The organism is Salinicoccus sp. RF5 (assembly GCF_020786625.1).
Taxonomy (GTDB): domain Bacteria; phylum Bacillota; class Bacilli; order Staphylococcales; family Salinicoccaceae; genus Salinicoccus.
The window spans coordinates 1,203,169-1,220,839 of the sequence record NZ_JAJGRC010000001.1 but is presented as its reverse complement, the minus strand read 5'-3'; the positions used below and the strand labels follow the sequence as shown (position 1 = coordinate 1,220,839).

Genomic DNA, 17,671 nt, shown 5'->3' with positions numbered 1-17,671 from the left:
GTCATTAAAATGATTGCAGTAAACTGGAATAAAGAAGACGACATGACGAATGTCTTTTGGCGTCAGAACATATCACAGATGTGGGTGGAATCGGAATTCAAGGTCTCCAAGGATCTGAGTTCATGGTCAAGCCTGACAGAAGATGAACAGGACACATTCAAAAAGGTCCTCGCGGGGCTCACAGGACTGGATACACACCAGGCCGATGACGGCATGCCGCTCATCATGCTCCATACGGACGACCTCCGTAAAAAAGCAGTGTACTCCTTCATGGGGATGATGGAACAGATTCATGCGAAGTCCTATTCCCATATATTCACGACACTTCTGTCGTCCAAGGACACGAATGAACTCCTGGATGTCTGGGTGATCGAAAACGAACAGCTCAAGTATAAGGCGGACAAGATAGTGGGATACTATCATAAGCTGTACGGCAAGGAAGCTTCCGTGTATGACCAGTACATGGCCCGTGTTGCCAGTGTATTCCTTGAATCCTTCCTATTCTATTCCGGGTTCTACTATCCACTCTACCTTGCCGGTCAGGGCAGGATGACTACAAGTGGCGAAATCATCAGGAAGATCCTTCTGGATGAATCCATCCACGGTGTGTTTACAGGCCTGGATGCACAATCCCTGAGGGGGGAACTCTCGGCTGAAGAAAAGGCGCAGGCGGACAAGGAGATGTATGAGCTGCTCAAAGCACTCTACGCCAATGAGGAAGTCTATACGAAAGACCTCTATGATAAACTTGGTCTGACGGAAGATGTCCTCAACTATATCCAGTACAATGCGAACAAGGCGCTCTCAAATCTCGGCTTCGATGCCTACTTTGAAGAGAAGTCATTCAACCCGATCATCGAAAATGCCCTCGATACGACAACGAAGAACCATGACTTCTTCAGCGTCAAAGGAGACGGCTATGTGATTGCACTGAATGTCGAGCCGATCCAGGATGAAGATTTCATCTTTGATGAGGTAAAATAGAAAAACTAGGCTTCAGATCCGAAATCATCGGAACTGAAGCCTTTTTATTTTTGTAATATAGGCAATTGTATTGACAATTCATATGAATGGCATATGATAGGAGTAGAGTTTTTCAACTGAATACAATCATTCTTTCGGGGCAGGGTGGAATTCCCAACCGGCGGTAAGCTTTAAAGCAAGCCCGCGACCTGCATCGTCTTTGACGGTGTGGCTGATCCAGTGGAAGTCTGGAGCCGACAGTGAGAGTCTGGATGGGAGAAAGAATTGCAGAGCCTATTATGAAGATGGGGCTATTTGTCATACCTTCATACAGTAGTGCTTATTCAGCATTGTCAGCAATGCTTATTTCTGCATACATTTTTACAGCGCCGATGGATATTTCTATTCATTGGCGCTTTTTATGTTCAGGAGGGAAAAACTTGAATCGATATATGAAGATGGCGCTCGATCTGGCCCGCATGACAGTGGGCCAGACGGGGAAGAACCCTGCAGTGGGCGCCGTCATAGTCAAAGAAGGAAAAGTGATCGGCATGGGGGCACATCTCGGCTACGGCAAGCCGCATGCAGAGCGGCAGGCATTATCGAGCTGCAGCGAGGATCCGGTGGGGGCGGACATCTATGTCACCCTCGAGCCGTGTTCACATCATGGCAAGACACCCCCATGCACGGAAGCAATCATGGAGGCCGGACTCAGCAACATCCATTACGGGGCCAAGGATTTGAACCCGAAGGTGAGCGGCCATCAAGTGCTTGCCGATGCTGGGCTGAATGTATTTCACCAGCCGGATGAAGCGATCGATCAGCTCTATGCACCTTTCTTCAGTCATCTGGAACGGCATCGTCCGAATGTGACTCTGAAATGCGCCATGAGCCTGGATGGTAAACTTGCACTCGATGATGGAACGAGCACATGGATTACAGGTGAAGCGGCACGGGCCGATGTCCACCAGGAACGGCATGTCCACGATGCGATACTCGTAGGTGGGGGCACACTTCTCCACGACGATCCGAAACTCACGGCTAGAATCGAAGGCGGCGGCAAATCGCCGGTGCCGGTGGTGATGGCCGGAGGTCATGTACTGCCGGGTGGGCTGAAGATATTTGAACACCCTAAACGGGCGATCATCTATACGACGAATGAAGCAAACTTGAAACATGACGGAATATGTGAAGTGAAAGTGGGGGAATGGTCCCCCGAAGCCATACTGGATGATCTTTATGGCAAAGGCATTTCCTCCCTTTTTGTGGAAGGGGGCGCACGCGTCCTGACTGCCTTCATAAATGAGGGACTGTACGACCGGATATTGACTTACGTTGCCCCGAAGATATTTGGTGAATCAAGACATACACTGTACAAGGAACAGCCTGCTTCGATGGAAACGGCGGTTCAGCTTGAAATGATTGATGTTGAAAAGCTCGGGTCTGACCTTAAATTAACTTATAGAAAGGCTTGAGCATAATGTTTACAGGAATTATCGAACAGATCGGCGAAGTGAAGATAGCGGAGGATACAGGCGCACATACGGTATTTGAAATTACTGCAGGTATTTTTGATGATCTGAGGCTTGGAGATTCGATCAGCGTGAATGGGACGTGCCTGACGGTGACTGACATTAAAGAAGGCAGTTTCACAGTCGAGATGGTCAACGAAACGAAGCGCATAACGAGCCTCGACAAGGTGGAAGCGGGCATGGGTGTCAATCTTGAACGGGCACTGACACTCTCCACAAGGCTTGGGGGGCATATCGTTTCCGGGCATGTGGACGGTACGGGAGAAATCACTTCCGTCGATGATGACGGCAGTGCCCAGGTCATGCATATCGCATGCCCTTCGTCATTGATGAAATATATGGTTAAGAAAGGATCTGTCGCAGTGGATGGCATCAGCCTCACACTGTTCGATGTCGATCTGGAAGCATCCGAAATCATCCTCAACCTGATTCCGGAGACGCAGGAGCGGACAACACTTGCACAAAAGGACAAGGGAGAGCGGGTCAATATCGAGGCGGATATGCTGATGAAGCATGTGGATCATCTGCTCCGCTCAGGAGGAACCTTGAATATCGGGGCGCTCGAGGAAGTGGGTGACCGCCATGTTTGATACGATAGAATCTGCAGTTGAAGATCTGAAGCAGGGAAAACTGATCATTGTCGTGGATGACGAAGATCGTGAAAATGAAGGCGACCTGGTAGGTATCGCAGAGTATATTACAGCCGATGAAGTGAACTTCATGGCCACCCACGGCCGCGGCCTGATCTGCACGCCGCTGACCGGTGAAATTGCAGAAAAGGCCGGACTCTCCCCGATGGTCAACAACAACAGCGATCCCCATGGGACAGCTTTTACGGCATCCATCGACCATGTCTCCACGACGACCGGCATCAGTGCCCATGAAAGGTATGACACGATCCGTGCGCTGTCGGAGGCGGGAGTGGAGCCTTCCGATTTCAATGCGCCCGGTCATATATTTCCGCTGGTCGCAAAGGATGGCGGGGTGCTTGAACGCATGGGGCACACCGAAGCATCGACGGACTTGGCCCGCCTGTCAGGGGCGGCACCAGTCGGAGTGATATGCGAAATCATGAATGATGACGGCACAATGGCACGTGTGGATGACCTTGAAATCTACAGGAAAAAGCATGGTCTCAAAATGATTACAATAGAGGACCTGAAGCGGCATATGCAGAAGTTCACAGGCGTTACACTGGAAAGCACCGTTCAGCTGCCGACGGATTATGGGCGGTTTAAGATGTATGGATTCGTGGACAACGACACGGGCAAGGAACATCTTGCGCTTGTCCATGGTGAGCTGAAGAACAATATGACGGTGAGGATCCACTCAGAATGCCTGACAGGCGACGTCTTCCACAGCCAGCGCTGCGACTGTGGGGAACAGCTGGAGCGTGCGATGCGCATCATCAGCGACCAGGATGGCATCATCCTCTACATGAGGCAGGAAGGCCGGGGCATCGGACTGATCAACAAGCTCAAAGCCTATGAACTGATCGAGCAGGGGTATGATACGGTAAGCGCAAACGAGCACCTCGGTTTCGATGCCGATCTGAGGAAGTATGATGTGGCGGCGGAAATGCTCCAGCATCTTGGACTGGATGAAGTGACACTGCTCAGCAACAACCCGAGAAAGATCAGGGGGCTCGAAGAGCAAGGCATCAAAGTGAACCGTCAGAGCCACATCGTTCAGGCCAATGTCGTCAATCAGGATTATTTGAAGACCAAAAAGGAAAAACTCGGACATCTGCTTTAGGAGGCATAAATATATGAATAGAATAGACACAAAATTGATTGGTACAGATCTTAAGATTGCCATTGTGGCAGGCAGATTCAATGACTTCATCACATCCCAGCTCGTCAGCGGGGCGGAAGGGGCGCTCATCAGCCACGATGTGGACACTGACGATATCGATCTCATCTACGTTCCAGGTGCATTTGAAATCCCGCTTGCAGCCAAGAAATTGGCGGAATCGGGCAAGTATGATGCGGTGGTGGCACTTGGATGTGTCATCCGCGGCAGTACGACGCATTACGATTATGTCTGCAATGAAGCCGCCAAGGGAATTTCCCAGGCCGGCCTCACTACAGGTATCCCGGTCATGTTCGGCATCATCACCACAGAAAATATCGAACAGGCAATCGAGCGCGCAGGCACCAAGGCAGGAAATAAGGGGGCAGAAACAGCAGTCGGGGCCATCGAGATGGCCAACCTCATGAAAAAGATAGGATGATCAGAAAGCTGATGAAAATCGGCTTTTCGTCATTTTTTCGACACAATGCTTTCAAACAAATGACAATTGGGGTGCAAACACGCTGTCCTATTCCGTGCTATGATTTCATATATCAAATAAAAGGAGCAATAACCATGAAATCAAAATTTTTTATGTTTGCAATGATGCTGGGCCTTGCCTTCCTCACGGCATGTGGCAATGGCGGGGAGACGGAGGATGACATGAACCATGACAACCCGAGCGAGGATGAAGTGCATGCACTCGAAGTCGACCTGGAAGCACCGGAGAGTGCTGAAGTTGGCGAGACAGTCGAATTCAGCGCCCATGTCCATTCGAATGGCGAGGATATCACGGATGCAGACAAGGTGATGTACGAAGTGCTGCAGGGGGAGGAAAGCCTTGAGAAGATAGAGGCGGAGCATGATCAGAATGGCGTCTATTCAATCGAGTATACATTCGAAGAAGCGGGCACCTATACGGTCATTTCACATGTGGATGCGCTGCGTCTCCATACGATGCCGCAGTCTGATATTACGGTGGAGTAACAGATGCCTCTCCTGCAGATACTGCCGTTTGTAAAGTGGCCTCTTAAGGTTTACAATATATATAGATTGGAAGCTTGAAATCAGGAGGAAACCATGAATTTGCAGGATAAAACTTATATCGTATCGAGTGCTGTCACACCGCTCGGCAAGGAACTGTCCATGCACCTGGCAGAGCAGGGGGCAAATGTTATTCTTGCAGGGCTTGAACACGTGGAGTTGGACAATCTTCTGGAAGCACTCCAGGAGCGTTCGGAAGGCAATCATAAGGTGGTCCTTCTGGAGCAGTCGAAGGAAATCGACTGGGTGGCTACCGTTGAGGAAATACAGCAGGATTATAATACATTGAATGGCATCATACTCGTCCATACCATATTTACAGAAAACCGTTCCGTATATGACGTTTCGTTTGATGAGTTCAATCAGGTGATGTATGAGCACGTATGGGGCACCTATCTCGGCATACGTACATTGAGGCCAATGCTGAAGGATGAGAGGGACGCCAAAATCATCAATGTCATCGAACCATCCTTTGAAGATGTCTTTGAACGGAATCTGTACTATACAGTGACCGGGGCCATTGAGGCGCTCACACACTCCACCGCTGCAGAGCTGAGGAAAGAGGATGTCGATGTGTATGCACTGAGCTATCGTCCTTCCATCAGATACGAGGAATCACCGGAGCGCTCGAATTCCGAGGCGATCAGCACAGTCATGTCCATCCTCTCAGGCTCGGAAGAGGCACCGAACGGCAACACCATCATCATCAACTGATACCACGCCATGCCATCTGATGTTCAATTGGATGGCTTTATTTTTTATCTGAATCGTGTAAATGCTTGAAAATACTAGTTTTCAGTGTATAATTGTAACTGTGATTATCGGTGATAATCATTATCAATTAAGGTGGATTAATATGATACATAAATTATTCAGACTGGACATCATGATTATATTATTGGTCGTGCTTTCAATCATTTCGATGTTTGTGGGCGTCGTCGACCTCTCTCCTGGTGATCTTTTCAACTTGACCGACAACCAGAAGAACATCATCATGGAGAGCCGGTTTCCAAGGACCATCGCCATCATCATCGCAGGTGCATCACTCAGTGTATGTGGGCTGATCATGCAGCAGCTGACCCGCAACAAATTTGTTTCTCCCACCACTGCGGGTACGATGGATTGGGCACGGCTCGGCATATTGATCGCACTGATGTTTTTCCCGACAGCAAGCCTTCTTGTGAAACTGCTCTTCGCTTCGGCCTTGAGTCTAGCAGGCACACTGCTGTTCATGCAGATCATACAGCGTGTACAGTTCAAGGATGTAGTGTTCGTCCCGCTCATCGGGCTGATGCTCGGGAATGTGGTTTCCAGCGTGGCAACCTTCCTCAGTCTGAGGACGAATTCGGTCCAGTCCCTATCGAGCTGGCTGCAAGGAGATTTTTCAATCATCATCTCCGGTCGGTATGAAGTCCTATACATAAGCATTCCATTCCTGATCATTGCACTTCTGTATGCCAACCAATTTACGATTGCAGGAATGGGGCAGGATTTTTCAAAGAATCTTGGGCTCAACTACAGAAGGGTCATAAACATAGGTCTGCTTATTACTGCAGTGATTACAGCGCTTGTGGTGGTCACTGTGGGAATGCTGCCATTCCTTGGTCTGATCATTCCAAATATCATTTCCATATTCCGGGGAGACCATCTGAAGAATACGATTCTGCAGACAGCAGTACTTGGGGCAGTGTTTGTAATGATATGTGATATTCTGGGACGTGTAATCATCTTCCCCTACGAAATTTCAATTGGACTGATGATCGGCGTCATAGGAAGTTTCATCTTCTTGATCATGATATTCAGGAGGGTGAAATCAAATGCATAATGGAAAGAACAACCGCCTGCTTCTCATATTGACGATTGTGACATTGGCGATTGCAGGATTCTACATCCTCTATCAGTTGAATTTTGACATACTGTTCTATCAGCTCCCTTCCCGGGTCAACCGGGTGGTGACGATGCTGATCGTCGGTATAGCGATTGCGATTTCGACAGTCATCTTCCAGACGATCACCAAAAACCGCATTCTGACGCCATCAATCATGGGGCTGGACTCGGTCTACCTGTTCATACAGACCATCATCGTATTCATAGTCGGAACCAGTTCTCCACTGCTCACCAATGACTTCGTCAACTATCTGGTCAGCATGCTCGGGCTCGTGATCTTTACGGTTCTGGTCTTCAAGTATCTGTTCAAACTTACCGGCAGCCATGTATTCCTGCTGCTCTTGATCGGCATCATATTGGGCACGTTCTTCAACAGCCTGTCGACGTTCATGCAGATGCTGATCAACCCCGATGATTTCCTGATCCTGCAGAATTCGATGTTCGCATCATTCAATGCCATCAATGATTCCCTGATCTGGGTCACCGGCGCAATCGTCCTCCTCATGCTGATAATAGTCCTCAGGGACTTCCATTCCCTGGATGTAATTGCATTGGGACGGGATCATGCGATAAACTTGGGGGTAAACTACGATAGAAAAGTTTCCCAGCTTCTGCTCATCATCGCAGTTCTGGTATCGGTCTCGACCGCGCTCGTCGGCCCCATCATGTTTCTCGGCCTACTCGTCGTCAACCTGGCGCATGAAATGTTCAAAACGTTCAAGCACCGCTACCTGCTCCTTGGGAGCACATTGCTTGCAGTGATCACATTACTGCTCGGTCAGATGCTGACCCAGTACGTATTCAACCAGGCGGTTGAGATCAGTGTAATCATCAACCTTGTCGGTGGGGTGTACTTCATAATATTAATGCTTAAGGAGAGTCGAAGATGATCGATCTTAAAGGTATATCAAAAATTTACGGCCAAAAGAAAGTAGTCAATGACGTATCCGTTTCAATTGCCAAAGGGAAAGTCACCTCCTTCATCGGACCGAATGGCGCCGGCAAGAGTACGCTGCTGTCAATGATCACACGCCTGCTCGACCAGGACAGTGGAGAGGTGCTGCTGGAAGGGAAGAACATTCTCCAGGCACCAAGTGATACCCTTGCCAAGAAGATCGCCATCCTGAAGCAGTCCAATCACATGGATCTGAAGATCACGGTACGTGAGCTGATCAGTTTCGGCCGGTTCCCCTATTCAAAGGGAAGGCTGAACGAAAGGGACCACGAAATCATCGATGAGGCGATCAGCTATATGGAACTTGAGGAATATGAAGAGCGTTATATCGATGAACTTTCCGGCGGTCAGAGGCAGCGTGTATACATTGCCATGACGATCGCCCAGGATACCGAATACATCTTTCTCGATGAACCGCTCAACAATCTTGACATGAAGCACTCCGTGCAGATCATGCAGATCTTGAGGAGGCTTGTTAGGGAACGCAATAAGACGATCATCATCGTCATCCATGACATTAATTTCGCTTCCTGCTATTCCGATAACATCGTTGCAATGAAAGACGGAAAAGTGGCGATCAGCGGCAAGAAGGATGATGTAATCAAGAAGGAGATTCTTGAAGACATATACGAAATGGACATCAACATAGAGTGCATCTATGGACAGCAGATATGCGTTTACTTCGACGAGCATCAAGATGCTTCGGTGGATGATTTCATCGAAGACCAGGTACGAGCATAGTCTATCGAATGCATACACATTTAAGGAGGTGATGGGGACTTATCGGATATATGGATGTTTTTAGTGGGGGCTGAAAACACTAATTGGAAAGAGGAATGGAAATGAAGAAATTTTACTTATTGTTTACTGTAATGGTACTCATGGTCCTTGCAGCATGTGGAAATGGAGAAAGTACATCCGAAGGTGCAGAATCCGAAAGTGAAGCGTCGGAAACTGAAGGCACCGAGACTGTCGAAGTGGAAAACCAGTTCACGATTTCCGATGAATCTGCCGAAGGTGAAGAAGCAAGCGAAGAAGTGTCGGAAACGGTGGAAGTGCCGGTAAATCCGGAGAAAGTTGCAGTATTCGACTATGGTGCACTCTCTACTATCCACGAGCTTGGTGAGTCGGACAGTGTTGTCGGTTTGCCAAAAGGTGAAAGTTCAAGCACACTACCAGACGAATTGGAAGAATTCCAGGGAGATGAGTACGCAAACCTCGGTTCACTGAAAGACCCGGACTTTGAAAAGATTGCTGAACTTCAGCCGGAGATCATCATGATTTCTGGACGCCAGGCGAACTCGGCTATCATCAGTGAATTTGAGAAGGCGGCACCGGATGCCCAAGTGCTTTATGTTGCTCCTTCAAACGAAAACTATTTTGAAGAAATCAAACACTACACTCAGATGCTGGGAGACATTTATGGCAAGTCTTCAGAAGCTGAGTCACTGATTGCGGATTTCGACAGCAAAATCGAAGAAGTGAAGCAGAAAGTGGCGGATACCGATGAAACAATGCTGTTCGTCATGGCAAATGAAGGAGAACTTTCAGCGCACGGACCAGGTGGACGTTACGGATTCCTTTTTGATGACCTGGGCTTTGAGCCAGTAGATGAGGAAATCTCGACTACAAGACATGGCCAGGCCATCAGCTACGAATATATCAATGATAGGAACCCAGGCATCATCCTTGCCCTCGACAGGGGCAGTGCGATTGGTGGAGAATCCTCCTCCAGCACAGTCCTTGATAATAATGTCATTCAGGATGTGGATGCAATCAAGAATGACAGAATCGTCGATCTCGACGCCAAACTATGGTACCTCGCTTCCGGAGGCGTGATGACGACAATCGGTCAGCTGGAAGAAATCGAGCAGGCTCTGGAGCAATAAAAAGAAAGACCCATCATTTGATGGGTCTTTTTTAATATGGAACGTCACTTGTAGGGTTCCGCCCGCTTATGGGCAGGTTCGCCGATGATGCGCACTTCGCGGTTCAGGGTGACGCCGAAAAGGGTGAAGACCCTTTTCTGGACATGTTCAATCAATGCCTCATAATCACTTGCTGTACCGCCATCCACATTCACCATGAAGCCGGCATGCTTTTTCGAAACTTCGACGCCACCGATCCGGTAGCCCTGAAGCCCGGCTTCCTGGATAAGCTTGCCTGCAAAATTCCCGGGTGGTCTCTGGAAGACGCTCCCGCATGAAGGATACTCCAGCGGCTGTTTGGAAGCCCGGCGCTCCGTCAGGTCATCCATCATTTTCTGTATATCCTCCCGTTTCCCGGGTTTCAGCCTGAACTTGGCTTCGACTACGGCATAGTCATTTTCCTGCACCATGCTTTTCCTGTATTCGAGGCCCAGTTCATCATTTCTCAAGGTAATCCTTTTGCCGGTTTCATCCAAGACGGTGACTTCGAGAAGGCAGTCCTTGATTTCCCCGCCATAGGCACCAGCGTTCATATAGACGGCGCCCCCGATACTCCCGGGAATCCCGCATGCAAATTCCATGCCGGTCAGCGAGAGGTCCCTTGCATATTTTGAGACATCAATGATGGCACGGCCGCTGCCCACTGTAATGATGCCATCCGACTCGAATAAATAATTCAACTCGAGCAGGTTCAATACAATACCGCGGATGCCCCCGTCCCTTATGATGATATTGGAGCCGTTGCCGAGATAAGTTACAGGAATCCCATTCCTATAACTATACTGGAGGACCCTGGAGGCGTCTTCTATATCATGGACGGTGATATAGAAGTCGGCAGGGCCGCCGGTTTCGGTATATGTATATTTTTTTAAGGGTTCATATGTTTTGATTTCTGAATGATCCAATAGAGACTTTAAGTCTTCTTCGATTTGAGTATGGTTCACCATAACGTTTCCTTTCAAAAGAAAATACTTATCACCATTATAAGGCAACATCTCCCCGTTTGCCAATCCAATATCCATTACGTTGTTATGATTTATGATGTGTGCTATATTTTGTTTAGCAATTGGAGCAGTGGCCGCCTCACTATAACAATATGAAAGTGTGACCTTCCGTGCATAATAAAAAAATTTCAATCATAGCATCCATGATGCTGGGCACTCTCCTGTTGGCGGGATGCACTTCCGGTTTCCAGGCGGATGTCGAAAGCTATATGGCAAACATGGAGGATGTGCATGTGCTTGATTCTGAATATGATGAGAAGATGAGCCAGTTGGAAATTGATGATCTGCCGGAAACGCTCTCTCCGAGAAACGAGGAGATTGATACGGAAAGGCTTGCTGCCCTGAGTGAAACGCTGGATGAGGAGATCATGCCCATCGTCACGCAGATGGAAGAAGCAGTGGCAGACATCGAAGTATCCAATGAGGAATTGGTTGATATCCACGAATCATATCTTGAGAGCCTGGAACTGAAGAGTACTTTCGTCCAGCAGTTGAGTGACTATACAGAAACGTACTATAGGTCCGTCCATTCCAACGAGACACTCATACAGCTGAGCCAGACCTTCATGAAAAACCAGGAGGAGAGGGACGCAGTGATAGATTCAATCAGCGGTGAGGATGAAACGGAAGAAATGGATGCAATCGTCGCCCAGATCAATGAAAACAGTGCAGCCCTCGAAGCAGAGGCCGAGATGCTGCAGCAGGATGAATCAAGGGCGGAAAAGATGGAACATATCGATGAAGTCATGATCCCCCTCATAAACGCGCATATACAGTCACTGAATGAAATGAACCTCGAGACTGATAGGGGAGTGCGCGTCCGCAGCCTCACCCTTGAGATGTACTATGGTTTCGAAAAGTACTACGAGGAGCGCAAGAACACGATGGAGTATAACGAACAGCTTCAGGAACTGCAGCTGCAGAACATACTCCCATTGCGGGAGACATATCAGCAGCTGGATCAGGAGTATTATGACCAGCTCAACGAAATAGAGAGCGAACTCTCATAGTTCGCTCTCTATTTATCTTCTCCTTTACCCGACTGCTGTCTATGCATCGGATGGTTCGGGTCCTTTTCAATTTTGGAGATGAAGACGTTCCTCAGGATCACGGTCGTAATCCAGAATGCAAATACAGCCAGAAGAATGATGGATACAGCTCTGTTATTCTCGAAATCGAGCATGAACAGCAGAACGACTATCAATAGGGCTGCATTGATGGTATCCAGGAAGGTCCATCTTTTGAGTGGTTTATTATTCATGTAAATCCTCCAATCAAAATCATTATAGCACAGGAAAGAATGGTATTTGCTAAATGAAGCAATAAATGATAAGTTATTAACAGTTTAATGAGAAGGTGATGAAATGCTAACAAAAACAACATCGGTTGAAGCTTTTCAAAAGTTGTTGCAGGATAATAAAGATTTCTTTTTTATGAAGCATAGCAGTACATGTCCGATTTCAGCTGATGCCTTCGACGAATTCCAGAAATTCCATTATGAAAGGGATATGGACGGATACTACCTGGTCGTTCAGGACCACCGGAACCTATCCAATTATATCGCTGAACATTTTGATATCAAACATGAATCTCCCCAAGCTTTCTATTTTGAGGGTGGAGAGTTGAAGTGGAGTGGCTCACATCATAACATTACACTTAAGAACCTTTCCTCGGTAGAAGACTAGCACCAGGGTTGCGATATGCAATCCTGGTTTTTTATAGTGGATTGAACATGACGCGGTTCTGCCCCTGTTTTTTTGCCGCGTGCACCATATCATCCGCTTCCTTGAGCAGCCTTCCCTTCGTATGGGGGACGACAACCTGGTATCCGACACCAATCGATACGGTCAGGTGGACCGTATCCGTATCGTTGATATGAAAGTTTGCACGCTCGACGCTGTTGCGGATTGCTTCGGCCAGCCTGACCGTCCTATCGAATGACAGGTCTGGTATGACCATGGAAAACTCTTCTCCACTGCTTCTGAATAGCATGCCGCCTGTCGGGGCATGGTTGTTCAGAAGGTGCGCCATCTGTCTGATAAGCGCATCGCCTGAAGCGTGGCTGTGTTCATCATTGATCAGACTGAAATTATCGATGTCGATGAGCAGCATGCTGAGTGTATCACTCTCCTCCAGAAGCTCGACGACAGCGTTGTCCAGCGCCTTTACATTTCCCAGTTGGGTGAGGAAGTCCTTATATTCCTCCTCCTCATGGCGTTTAAGGAGCCTGAGGATCGCATTGATGTCCTCGTACATCATCATTGCTACGAACATAACGAGGGTACTCGCCAGGACGAAGACGATCATCTGTAATGGATTGAGTGCCTGGAAAAAGAAATGGATGCTGATGACATAGAGCGAAGTGAAGATGATGCTTGCTGCAGTGAGCGCCTTCAACTTCTGGAATTTCAGGAAGGGCAGTATCATCATGATCAGTATATAGAGGATGAAGAATATGAGATAGAGCTGCCAGTCAAAGTTGAATATCATATGATGGAACATGAAGACGATCAGCACCGAACCGATGATCAGGTAGGGGACGCTGTACTTGACGAGGATCAGCAATGGAATGAAATAAAGGCTGAAGACCATATCATACATATGGATGGGTACCATCAGCAGCAGTACGGACAGGGTGGTCATCAGCAGCGCCTGAAAGATGTCCGAATCAATGAATCTGCGGTCTTCCAGGTACTGGAGCCGGTGGAACAGATATATGCCGGTGATGGTGATTGAAACATTCAGTACGAAATCGATGAGCATATACTTGTCCCCCTTCCATTTTTATTCCAGTTCCAGGTTTTCGCGCAGCTCTCTTCTTAATTCATTGTACGATTCGTCATTCGGAAGGAAATACCATAGACCATCATCCAGTCTCTGGTCCGTACCTTCCAGTGTAAGGCGGTCCATGTTCTGTGCACCCTCCTGGTAGTCCGAACGGAGGGCGTTAAGCTCACCAAATGGAATATCGGTTTTTACATTATCGCTCAATACATTCAATACAGAGTTGAAGTTGGTGAGCGTCTGGAGACTCATGATCTCCTGGGCAATGCCCTGAACCACCTGCTGCTGCCTGTGCTGCCGGCCGGAGTCGCCGCCTGCACCCTCCGATTTTCTGCTTCTTGAGAAGGCGAGGGCCATATCTCCATCCATTTCGTAGGTCTCACCTGCTGTGAACTGGTAGCCCGACTGCTGGAAAGTATCCTGGCTTGTTATGCTGACACCGCCGATTTCATCGATGATTGTAGTGAAGCCGTCCATATTTATCGATACGAAATGGTCCACAGGCAGATCCATGAAATTCTCCACTGTACGCTTCGCCAATTCAGGCCCACCGTATGCGTAGGCATGATTTATCTTCTCGACTGTGCCCCGATCTGCAATCTCTGCACGCGTATCCCGGGGGATGCTGACTATTTTCCCTTCGTCCGTATTGGGGTTCAGGGTGACGACCATAATCGTGTCGGAACGCTGACCCATGCCGCTTTCATTGCGTGCCTGGTCATCATCCGTACCGAACAGCACGACAGAGACGGGATCTCCGTTCCGGAAGCTGACGTCCGTTTCCCTGAGTTCCGAAGTGGAGTTGGAAAAATCGTTATCGAAAACCTGATTGGCAGTGCCTTTAAGCTGGAAGTAGACATAGGCGATAAGCCCCGCAAAAACAATGACTGATATCAGGATGAGGGCAAGCAATACTTTGATTGCGGGATGCATCCGTTTTTTTTCTGTTCTTTTCATTATAAATCTCCTTTTGCATAGTGACATAATTATACAACGAAACCCACGGTATTGGAAAATATAATTGTGCAAAAACAGGTGCGCGTTCCATAAATAAAGTGGAATGTGATATAGTGAATTGGAAATATTTAAGACGGTGATGATATGTATACTCTATTTCTATTGACGGTGTCATTCTTGATTTCATTGATTCTGATGCCGATTTTCATTTGGGGGAGCCGCAAGTTCGGCTTTGTAGACTACCCAAACAGCAGAAAAGTCCATTTAAAACCTATACCATACCTCGGAGGTGTGGCCATTCTGATCTCCTTTGCGATCGGTGTGCTCATCTCCCGTCCCATCGAGGCGGAATACAAGGCGATCATCCTCGGGGGGGTCGTCATCGTCATTGTGGGGATAATAGATGACAAGTATGATCTGAAACCGGGACTCAAGCTCATCGGGCAGATAGCGGCGAGCCTGGTCCCGGTATCATATGGCATCCTCATCGACCGCATCACACCGTTCGGTGTTGAAATCGAATTCGGCATATTGGCCATTCCAATCACAATACTCTGGATGGTGGGGATCATCAATGCCATCAACCTTGTCGACGGCCTGGACGGTCTTGCCACAGGGGTCTCCATCATTGCGTTGACCAGCATCGGCTTCATCACCATCCTACAGGGCAATATATTCGTCATGATGATATGCGTCATCCTCATCGGCGCGTGCCTGGGCTTTCTCGTGTACAATTTTCACCCGGCCAAAATATTCCTCGGCGACAACGGGGCGATGCTGCTCGGCTTCATCATCAGTGTCGTGTCGCTTATGGGTTTCAAGAACATTACACTGATTTCACTGTTTTTCCCGATTATCATTCTCGCGGTGCCTTTCATAGACATGTTCTTCGCAGCATTGAGGCGCTACCGGAGCAATGTCTCACTGGTTAAGGCCGACCGCAGCCATCTCCACCACAGATTGCAGAATATGGGATATACACACGCTGAGAGCGTGGTGCTGATCTATTTCATAGCCCTTCTGTACTCAGGGGCCAGCATCATCCTGTACCTGTCGACCATTCCAGGGTCGGTCATCATCATTCTTCTGCTCATCCTTACAACAGAGATCATCGTTGAGGCGACGAATCTCATCGACAGCGATAAAAAACCCGTTTTGGACTTTGCCAGAAGGATTTTCCACCGCATGATCCCCTGATTATTCCACGGGGCTCTCAGCCTGGATCATATCCAGTTCCTCCAGGGCAGCCGTATCCTTTGTAATTTCCTGGACCCGGGAGATGAATGATTGGCGGTCATCTTCCTCCACATGCACCAGGTAGGTGACCTTGTCCGTGTAGGCCGTCTCGCTGATGGCGATGCCGGATGCTTCGAGCTCATGTTCGAAGCGGTTCGTATACGTATAGTCCATCGTAATCCTGTAGGGGGTCATATCGATCTCCACTACCTTGCCCGCGGCATTCACAGCATCAGAAGCAGCACCGGAGTATGCGCGTATCAGGCCGCCGGCCCCAAGTTTGATGCCGCCAAAATACCGGGTGACTACAACAGTCACATTATAGAGCCCTTCCCGCTTGAGCACTTCAAGTATGGGGACGCCGGCAGTGCCGGAGGGCTCCCCGTCGTCATCGGCCTTCTGTATGAGGGCGCTTGGTGTGATGATGTATGCACTGCAGTTGTGGTTGGCATCCTTATGCTGTGATTTGATTGAATTTATGAAGGATTTTGCCGCCTCCTCGGAGTCGGTACGCTGGATGTACGCGATGAAGCGTGACTTGTTGATGACTGTTTCGGTGGTCGTGTCCACCCTGTTCATGTACTGCTGTTCCATAATATGTTCACCTCTAGAACATAGTAACACATGGACGGATTCCTTAGGAATGTAGTAAACTGTATATCAAGTGTGAATGGAAAATTGAAGTGTGAATGCAAATTGGAGGAACGAGAATGAAGATAGCGGTAGTAGTGGATTCAACATCCTACCTGCCCAAAGGGCTGAAAGAAAAATACGATATCCGCACCATCCCGCTCAATGTCCTCATAGGTGACCAGGTGTACAGGGAGGATGAAGACATCACCAATGAAGAATTCTTCGGACAGATGCGTCAGATGGATGAGCTGCCGACAACGAGCCAGCCGTCAATCGGTGACTATATCCTCCTCCTGGAGTCTTTGAGGAGCGAAGGATTCACGGATGTGATCAGCGTCCATCTTTCGGGTGCACTCAGCGGCACTTACCAGAATGCGATGGCTGCGGGCCAGAGTGTTGAAGGAATCGAAGTCCATGCAGTCGATTCGGAGGTCGCCTGCTATGTCCAGGGATTCATGGCACTCTATGCTGCGCAGAACAAAGGCAGCCTTCCCCTGGACACGCTGCTTGAGCGGCTGGAGGAAATGAAGCGCCAGAAGCATACGAATGCGTATTTCGTCGTCGACACCCTCTCGAACCTTCAGAAGGGCGGACGGCTGACGAATGCACAGGCGCTGGTCGGCAGTCTGCTTAAAGTCAAGCCAATACTTGCATTCGAAGAGGGCAGGATCGTACCTTTCGAAAAGATACGGACGAAGAAGAAGGCATTGACCCGTGTGGAGGAAGTTTTCGCCAAGGAGATGGAGCGCCATAAGGGCAAACCGGTCACAGCGGTCGTCATCCACAGCAATGCAGAAGAAGAGGGCAGAAAATGGATGGAAAGTCTGCAGGCCGACTATCCGGATATAACATTCAGGTTGAGCTACTTTGGGCCGGTGATTGCAGCGCATCTTGGTGAGGGTGCGCTCGGGCTCGGTTATACGACCTATGAAATCGATACAGACTACTGAACTATAG

The 17,671-nt window shown here is 48.6% G+C and carries 20 protein-coding genes and 1 riboswitch; of the genes, 15 read left to right on the top strand and 5 right to left on the bottom strand.

Annotated features, from left to right (window positions below; genetic code table 11):
• Positions 1–9 precede the first annotated feature (9 nt).
• From nrdF to LLU09_RS06295, 11 genes are all read left to right on the top strand, one after another.
• A complete protein-coding gene (gene nrdF / locus LLU09_RS06345) occupies positions 10–984 on the top strand; it encodes a class 1b ribonucleoside-diphosphate reductase subunit beta (RefSeq protein ID WP_228310996.1) in 975 nt (324 codons plus the stop codon).
• Positions 985–1,110: 126 nt separating this feature from the next.
• A riboswitch (FMN riboswitch) is annotated at positions 1,111–1,251 on the top strand.
• Positions 1,252–1,403: 152 nt separating this feature from the next.
• Positions 1,404–2,438 (top strand): bifunctional diaminohydroxyphosphoribosylaminopyrimidine deaminase/5-amino-6-(5-phosphoribosylamino)uracil reductase RibD, encoded by a 1,035-nt coding sequence (ribD, locus tag LLU09_RS06340; protein WP_228310995.1) that lies wholly within the window; start codon positions 1,404–1,406, stop codon positions 2,436–2,438.
• Between the two features lie 5 nt (positions 2,439–2,443).
• On the top strand, positions 2,444–3,085 hold the full coding sequence (locus tag LLU09_RS06335; protein ID WP_228310994.1) for a riboflavin synthase: 642 nt from the start codon (positions 2,444–2,446) through the stop codon (positions 3,083–3,085).
• Positions 3,078–4,250, top strand: a complete 1,173-nt coding sequence (ribB, locus tag LLU09_RS06330) for a 3,4-dihydroxy-2-butanone-4-phosphate synthase (protein WP_228310993.1) — start codon at positions 3,078–3,080, stop codon at positions 4,248–4,250. The genes LLU09_RS06335 and ribB overlap by 8 nt, the downstream gene beginning before the upstream one ends.
• Positions 4,251–4,263: 13 nt before the next feature.
• Positions 4,264–4,728 carry a 6,7-dimethyl-8-ribityllumazine synthase gene (gene ribH / locus LLU09_RS06325; RefSeq protein WP_228310992.1) on the top strand — a complete coding sequence of 155 codons (465 nt, stop codon included), beginning with the start codon at positions 4,264–4,266 and terminating at the stop codon, positions 4,726–4,728.
• 134 nt (positions 4,729–4,862) lie between these two features.
• Positions 4,863–5,273, top strand: a complete 411-nt coding sequence (locus LLU09_RS06320; protein ID WP_228310991.1) for a FixH family protein — start codon at positions 4,863–4,865, stop codon at positions 5,271–5,273.
• A 93-nt stretch (positions 5,274–5,366) separates the two neighbouring features.
• On the top strand, positions 5,367–6,044 hold the full coding sequence (locus tag LLU09_RS06315) for an SDR family NAD(P)-dependent oxidoreductase (RefSeq protein WP_228310990.1): 678 nt from the start codon (positions 5,367–5,369) through the stop codon (positions 6,042–6,044).
• A gap of 142 nt (positions 6,045–6,186) precedes the next feature.
• Positions 6,187–7,155, top strand: coding sequence for an ABC transporter permease (locus tag LLU09_RS06310; protein ID WP_228310989.1), 969 nt, complete (start codon positions 6,187–6,189; stop codon positions 7,153–7,155).
• A complete protein-coding gene (locus tag LLU09_RS06305; RefSeq protein WP_228310988.1) occupies positions 7,148–8,107 on the top strand; it encodes an iron chelate uptake ABC transporter family permease subunit in 960 nt (319 codons plus the stop codon). The genes LLU09_RS06310 and LLU09_RS06305 overlap by 8 nt, the downstream gene beginning before the upstream one ends.
• A complete protein-coding gene (locus LLU09_RS06300; protein ID WP_228310987.1) occupies positions 8,104–8,913 on the top strand; it encodes an iron ABC transporter ATP-binding protein in 810 nt (269 codons plus the stop codon). Before LLU09_RS06305 ends, LLU09_RS06300 begins: the two co-directional genes overlap by 4 nt.
• Before the next feature lie 101 nt (positions 8,914–9,014).
• Positions 9,015–10,061, top strand: a complete 1,047-nt coding sequence (locus LLU09_RS06295) for a siderophore ABC transporter substrate-binding protein (protein ID WP_228310986.1) — start codon at positions 9,015–9,017, stop codon at positions 10,059–10,061.
• A gap of 44 nt (positions 10,062–10,105) precedes the next feature.
• Here LLU09_RS06295 and murB read toward each other — a convergent pair whose 3' ends face one another.
• Positions 10,106–11,047 carry a UDP-N-acetylmuramate dehydrogenase gene (gene murB, locus LLU09_RS06290; RefSeq protein WP_228311131.1) on the bottom strand — a complete coding sequence of 314 codons (942 nt, stop codon included), beginning with the start codon at positions 11,045–11,047 and terminating at the stop codon, positions 10,106–10,108.
• A gap of 167 nt (positions 11,048–11,214) precedes the next feature.
• Here murB and LLU09_RS06285 point away from each other — a divergent pair, with 167 nt between their 5' ends.
• A complete protein-coding gene (locus LLU09_RS06285) occupies positions 11,215–12,114 on the top strand; it encodes an EMYY motif lipoprotein (RefSeq protein ID WP_228310985.1) in 900 nt (299 codons plus the stop codon).
• An 8-nt stretch (positions 12,115–12,122) separates the two neighbouring features.
• Here LLU09_RS06285 and LLU09_RS06280 read toward each other — a convergent pair whose 3' ends face one another.
• A complete protein-coding gene (locus tag LLU09_RS06280; protein WP_094906699.1) occupies positions 12,123–12,365 on the bottom strand; it encodes a hypothetical protein in 243 nt (80 codons plus the stop codon).
• 103 nt (positions 12,366–12,468) lie between these two features.
• Between LLU09_RS06280 and ytxJ the strand changes: the two genes are divergently transcribed.
• A complete protein-coding gene (ytxJ, locus tag LLU09_RS06275) occupies positions 12,469–12,789 on the top strand; it encodes a bacillithiol system redox-active protein YtxJ (RefSeq protein ID WP_228310984.1) in 321 nt (106 codons plus the stop codon).
• Positions 12,790–12,820: 31 nt separating this feature from the next.
• Here the strand turns inward: ytxJ and gdpS are convergent, their stop codons facing one another.
• Complete coding sequence (gene gdpS, locus LLU09_RS06270; protein ID WP_228310983.1) at positions 12,821–13,867, bottom strand: GGDEF domain-containing protein GdpS; 1,047 nt, start codon at positions 13,865–13,867, stop codon at positions 12,821–12,823.
• Between the two features lie 21 nt (positions 13,868–13,888).
• The gene (locus LLU09_RS06265) at positions 13,889–14,845 is read right to left on the bottom strand and encodes an LCP family glycopolymer transferase (protein ID WP_228310982.1); all 957 of its coding nucleotides are present in this window, start codon (positions 14,843–14,845) and stop codon (positions 13,889–13,891) included.
• 144 nt (positions 14,846–14,989) lie between these two features.
• Here LLU09_RS06265 and LLU09_RS06260 point away from each other — a divergent pair, with 144 nt between their 5' ends.
• Positions 14,990–16,042, top strand: coding sequence for a glycosyltransferase family 4 protein (locus LLU09_RS06260; RefSeq protein ID WP_228310981.1), 1,053 nt, complete (start codon positions 14,990–14,992; stop codon positions 16,040–16,042).
• Here LLU09_RS06260 and LLU09_RS06255 read toward each other — a convergent pair whose 3' ends face one another.
• Positions 16,043–16,675: a YigZ family protein gene (locus LLU09_RS06255; protein WP_228310980.1), complete on the bottom strand. Its 633-nt coding sequence runs from the start codon at positions 16,673–16,675 to the stop codon at positions 16,043–16,045.
• A gap of 116 nt (positions 16,676–16,791) precedes the next feature.
• Between LLU09_RS06255 and LLU09_RS06250 the strand changes: the two genes are divergently transcribed.
• Positions 16,792–17,664, top strand: a complete 873-nt coding sequence (locus tag LLU09_RS06250; RefSeq protein ID WP_228310979.1) for a DegV family protein — start codon at positions 16,792–16,794, stop codon at positions 17,662–17,664.
• The last annotated feature ends 7 nt before the right edge of the window (positions 17,665–17,671 follow it).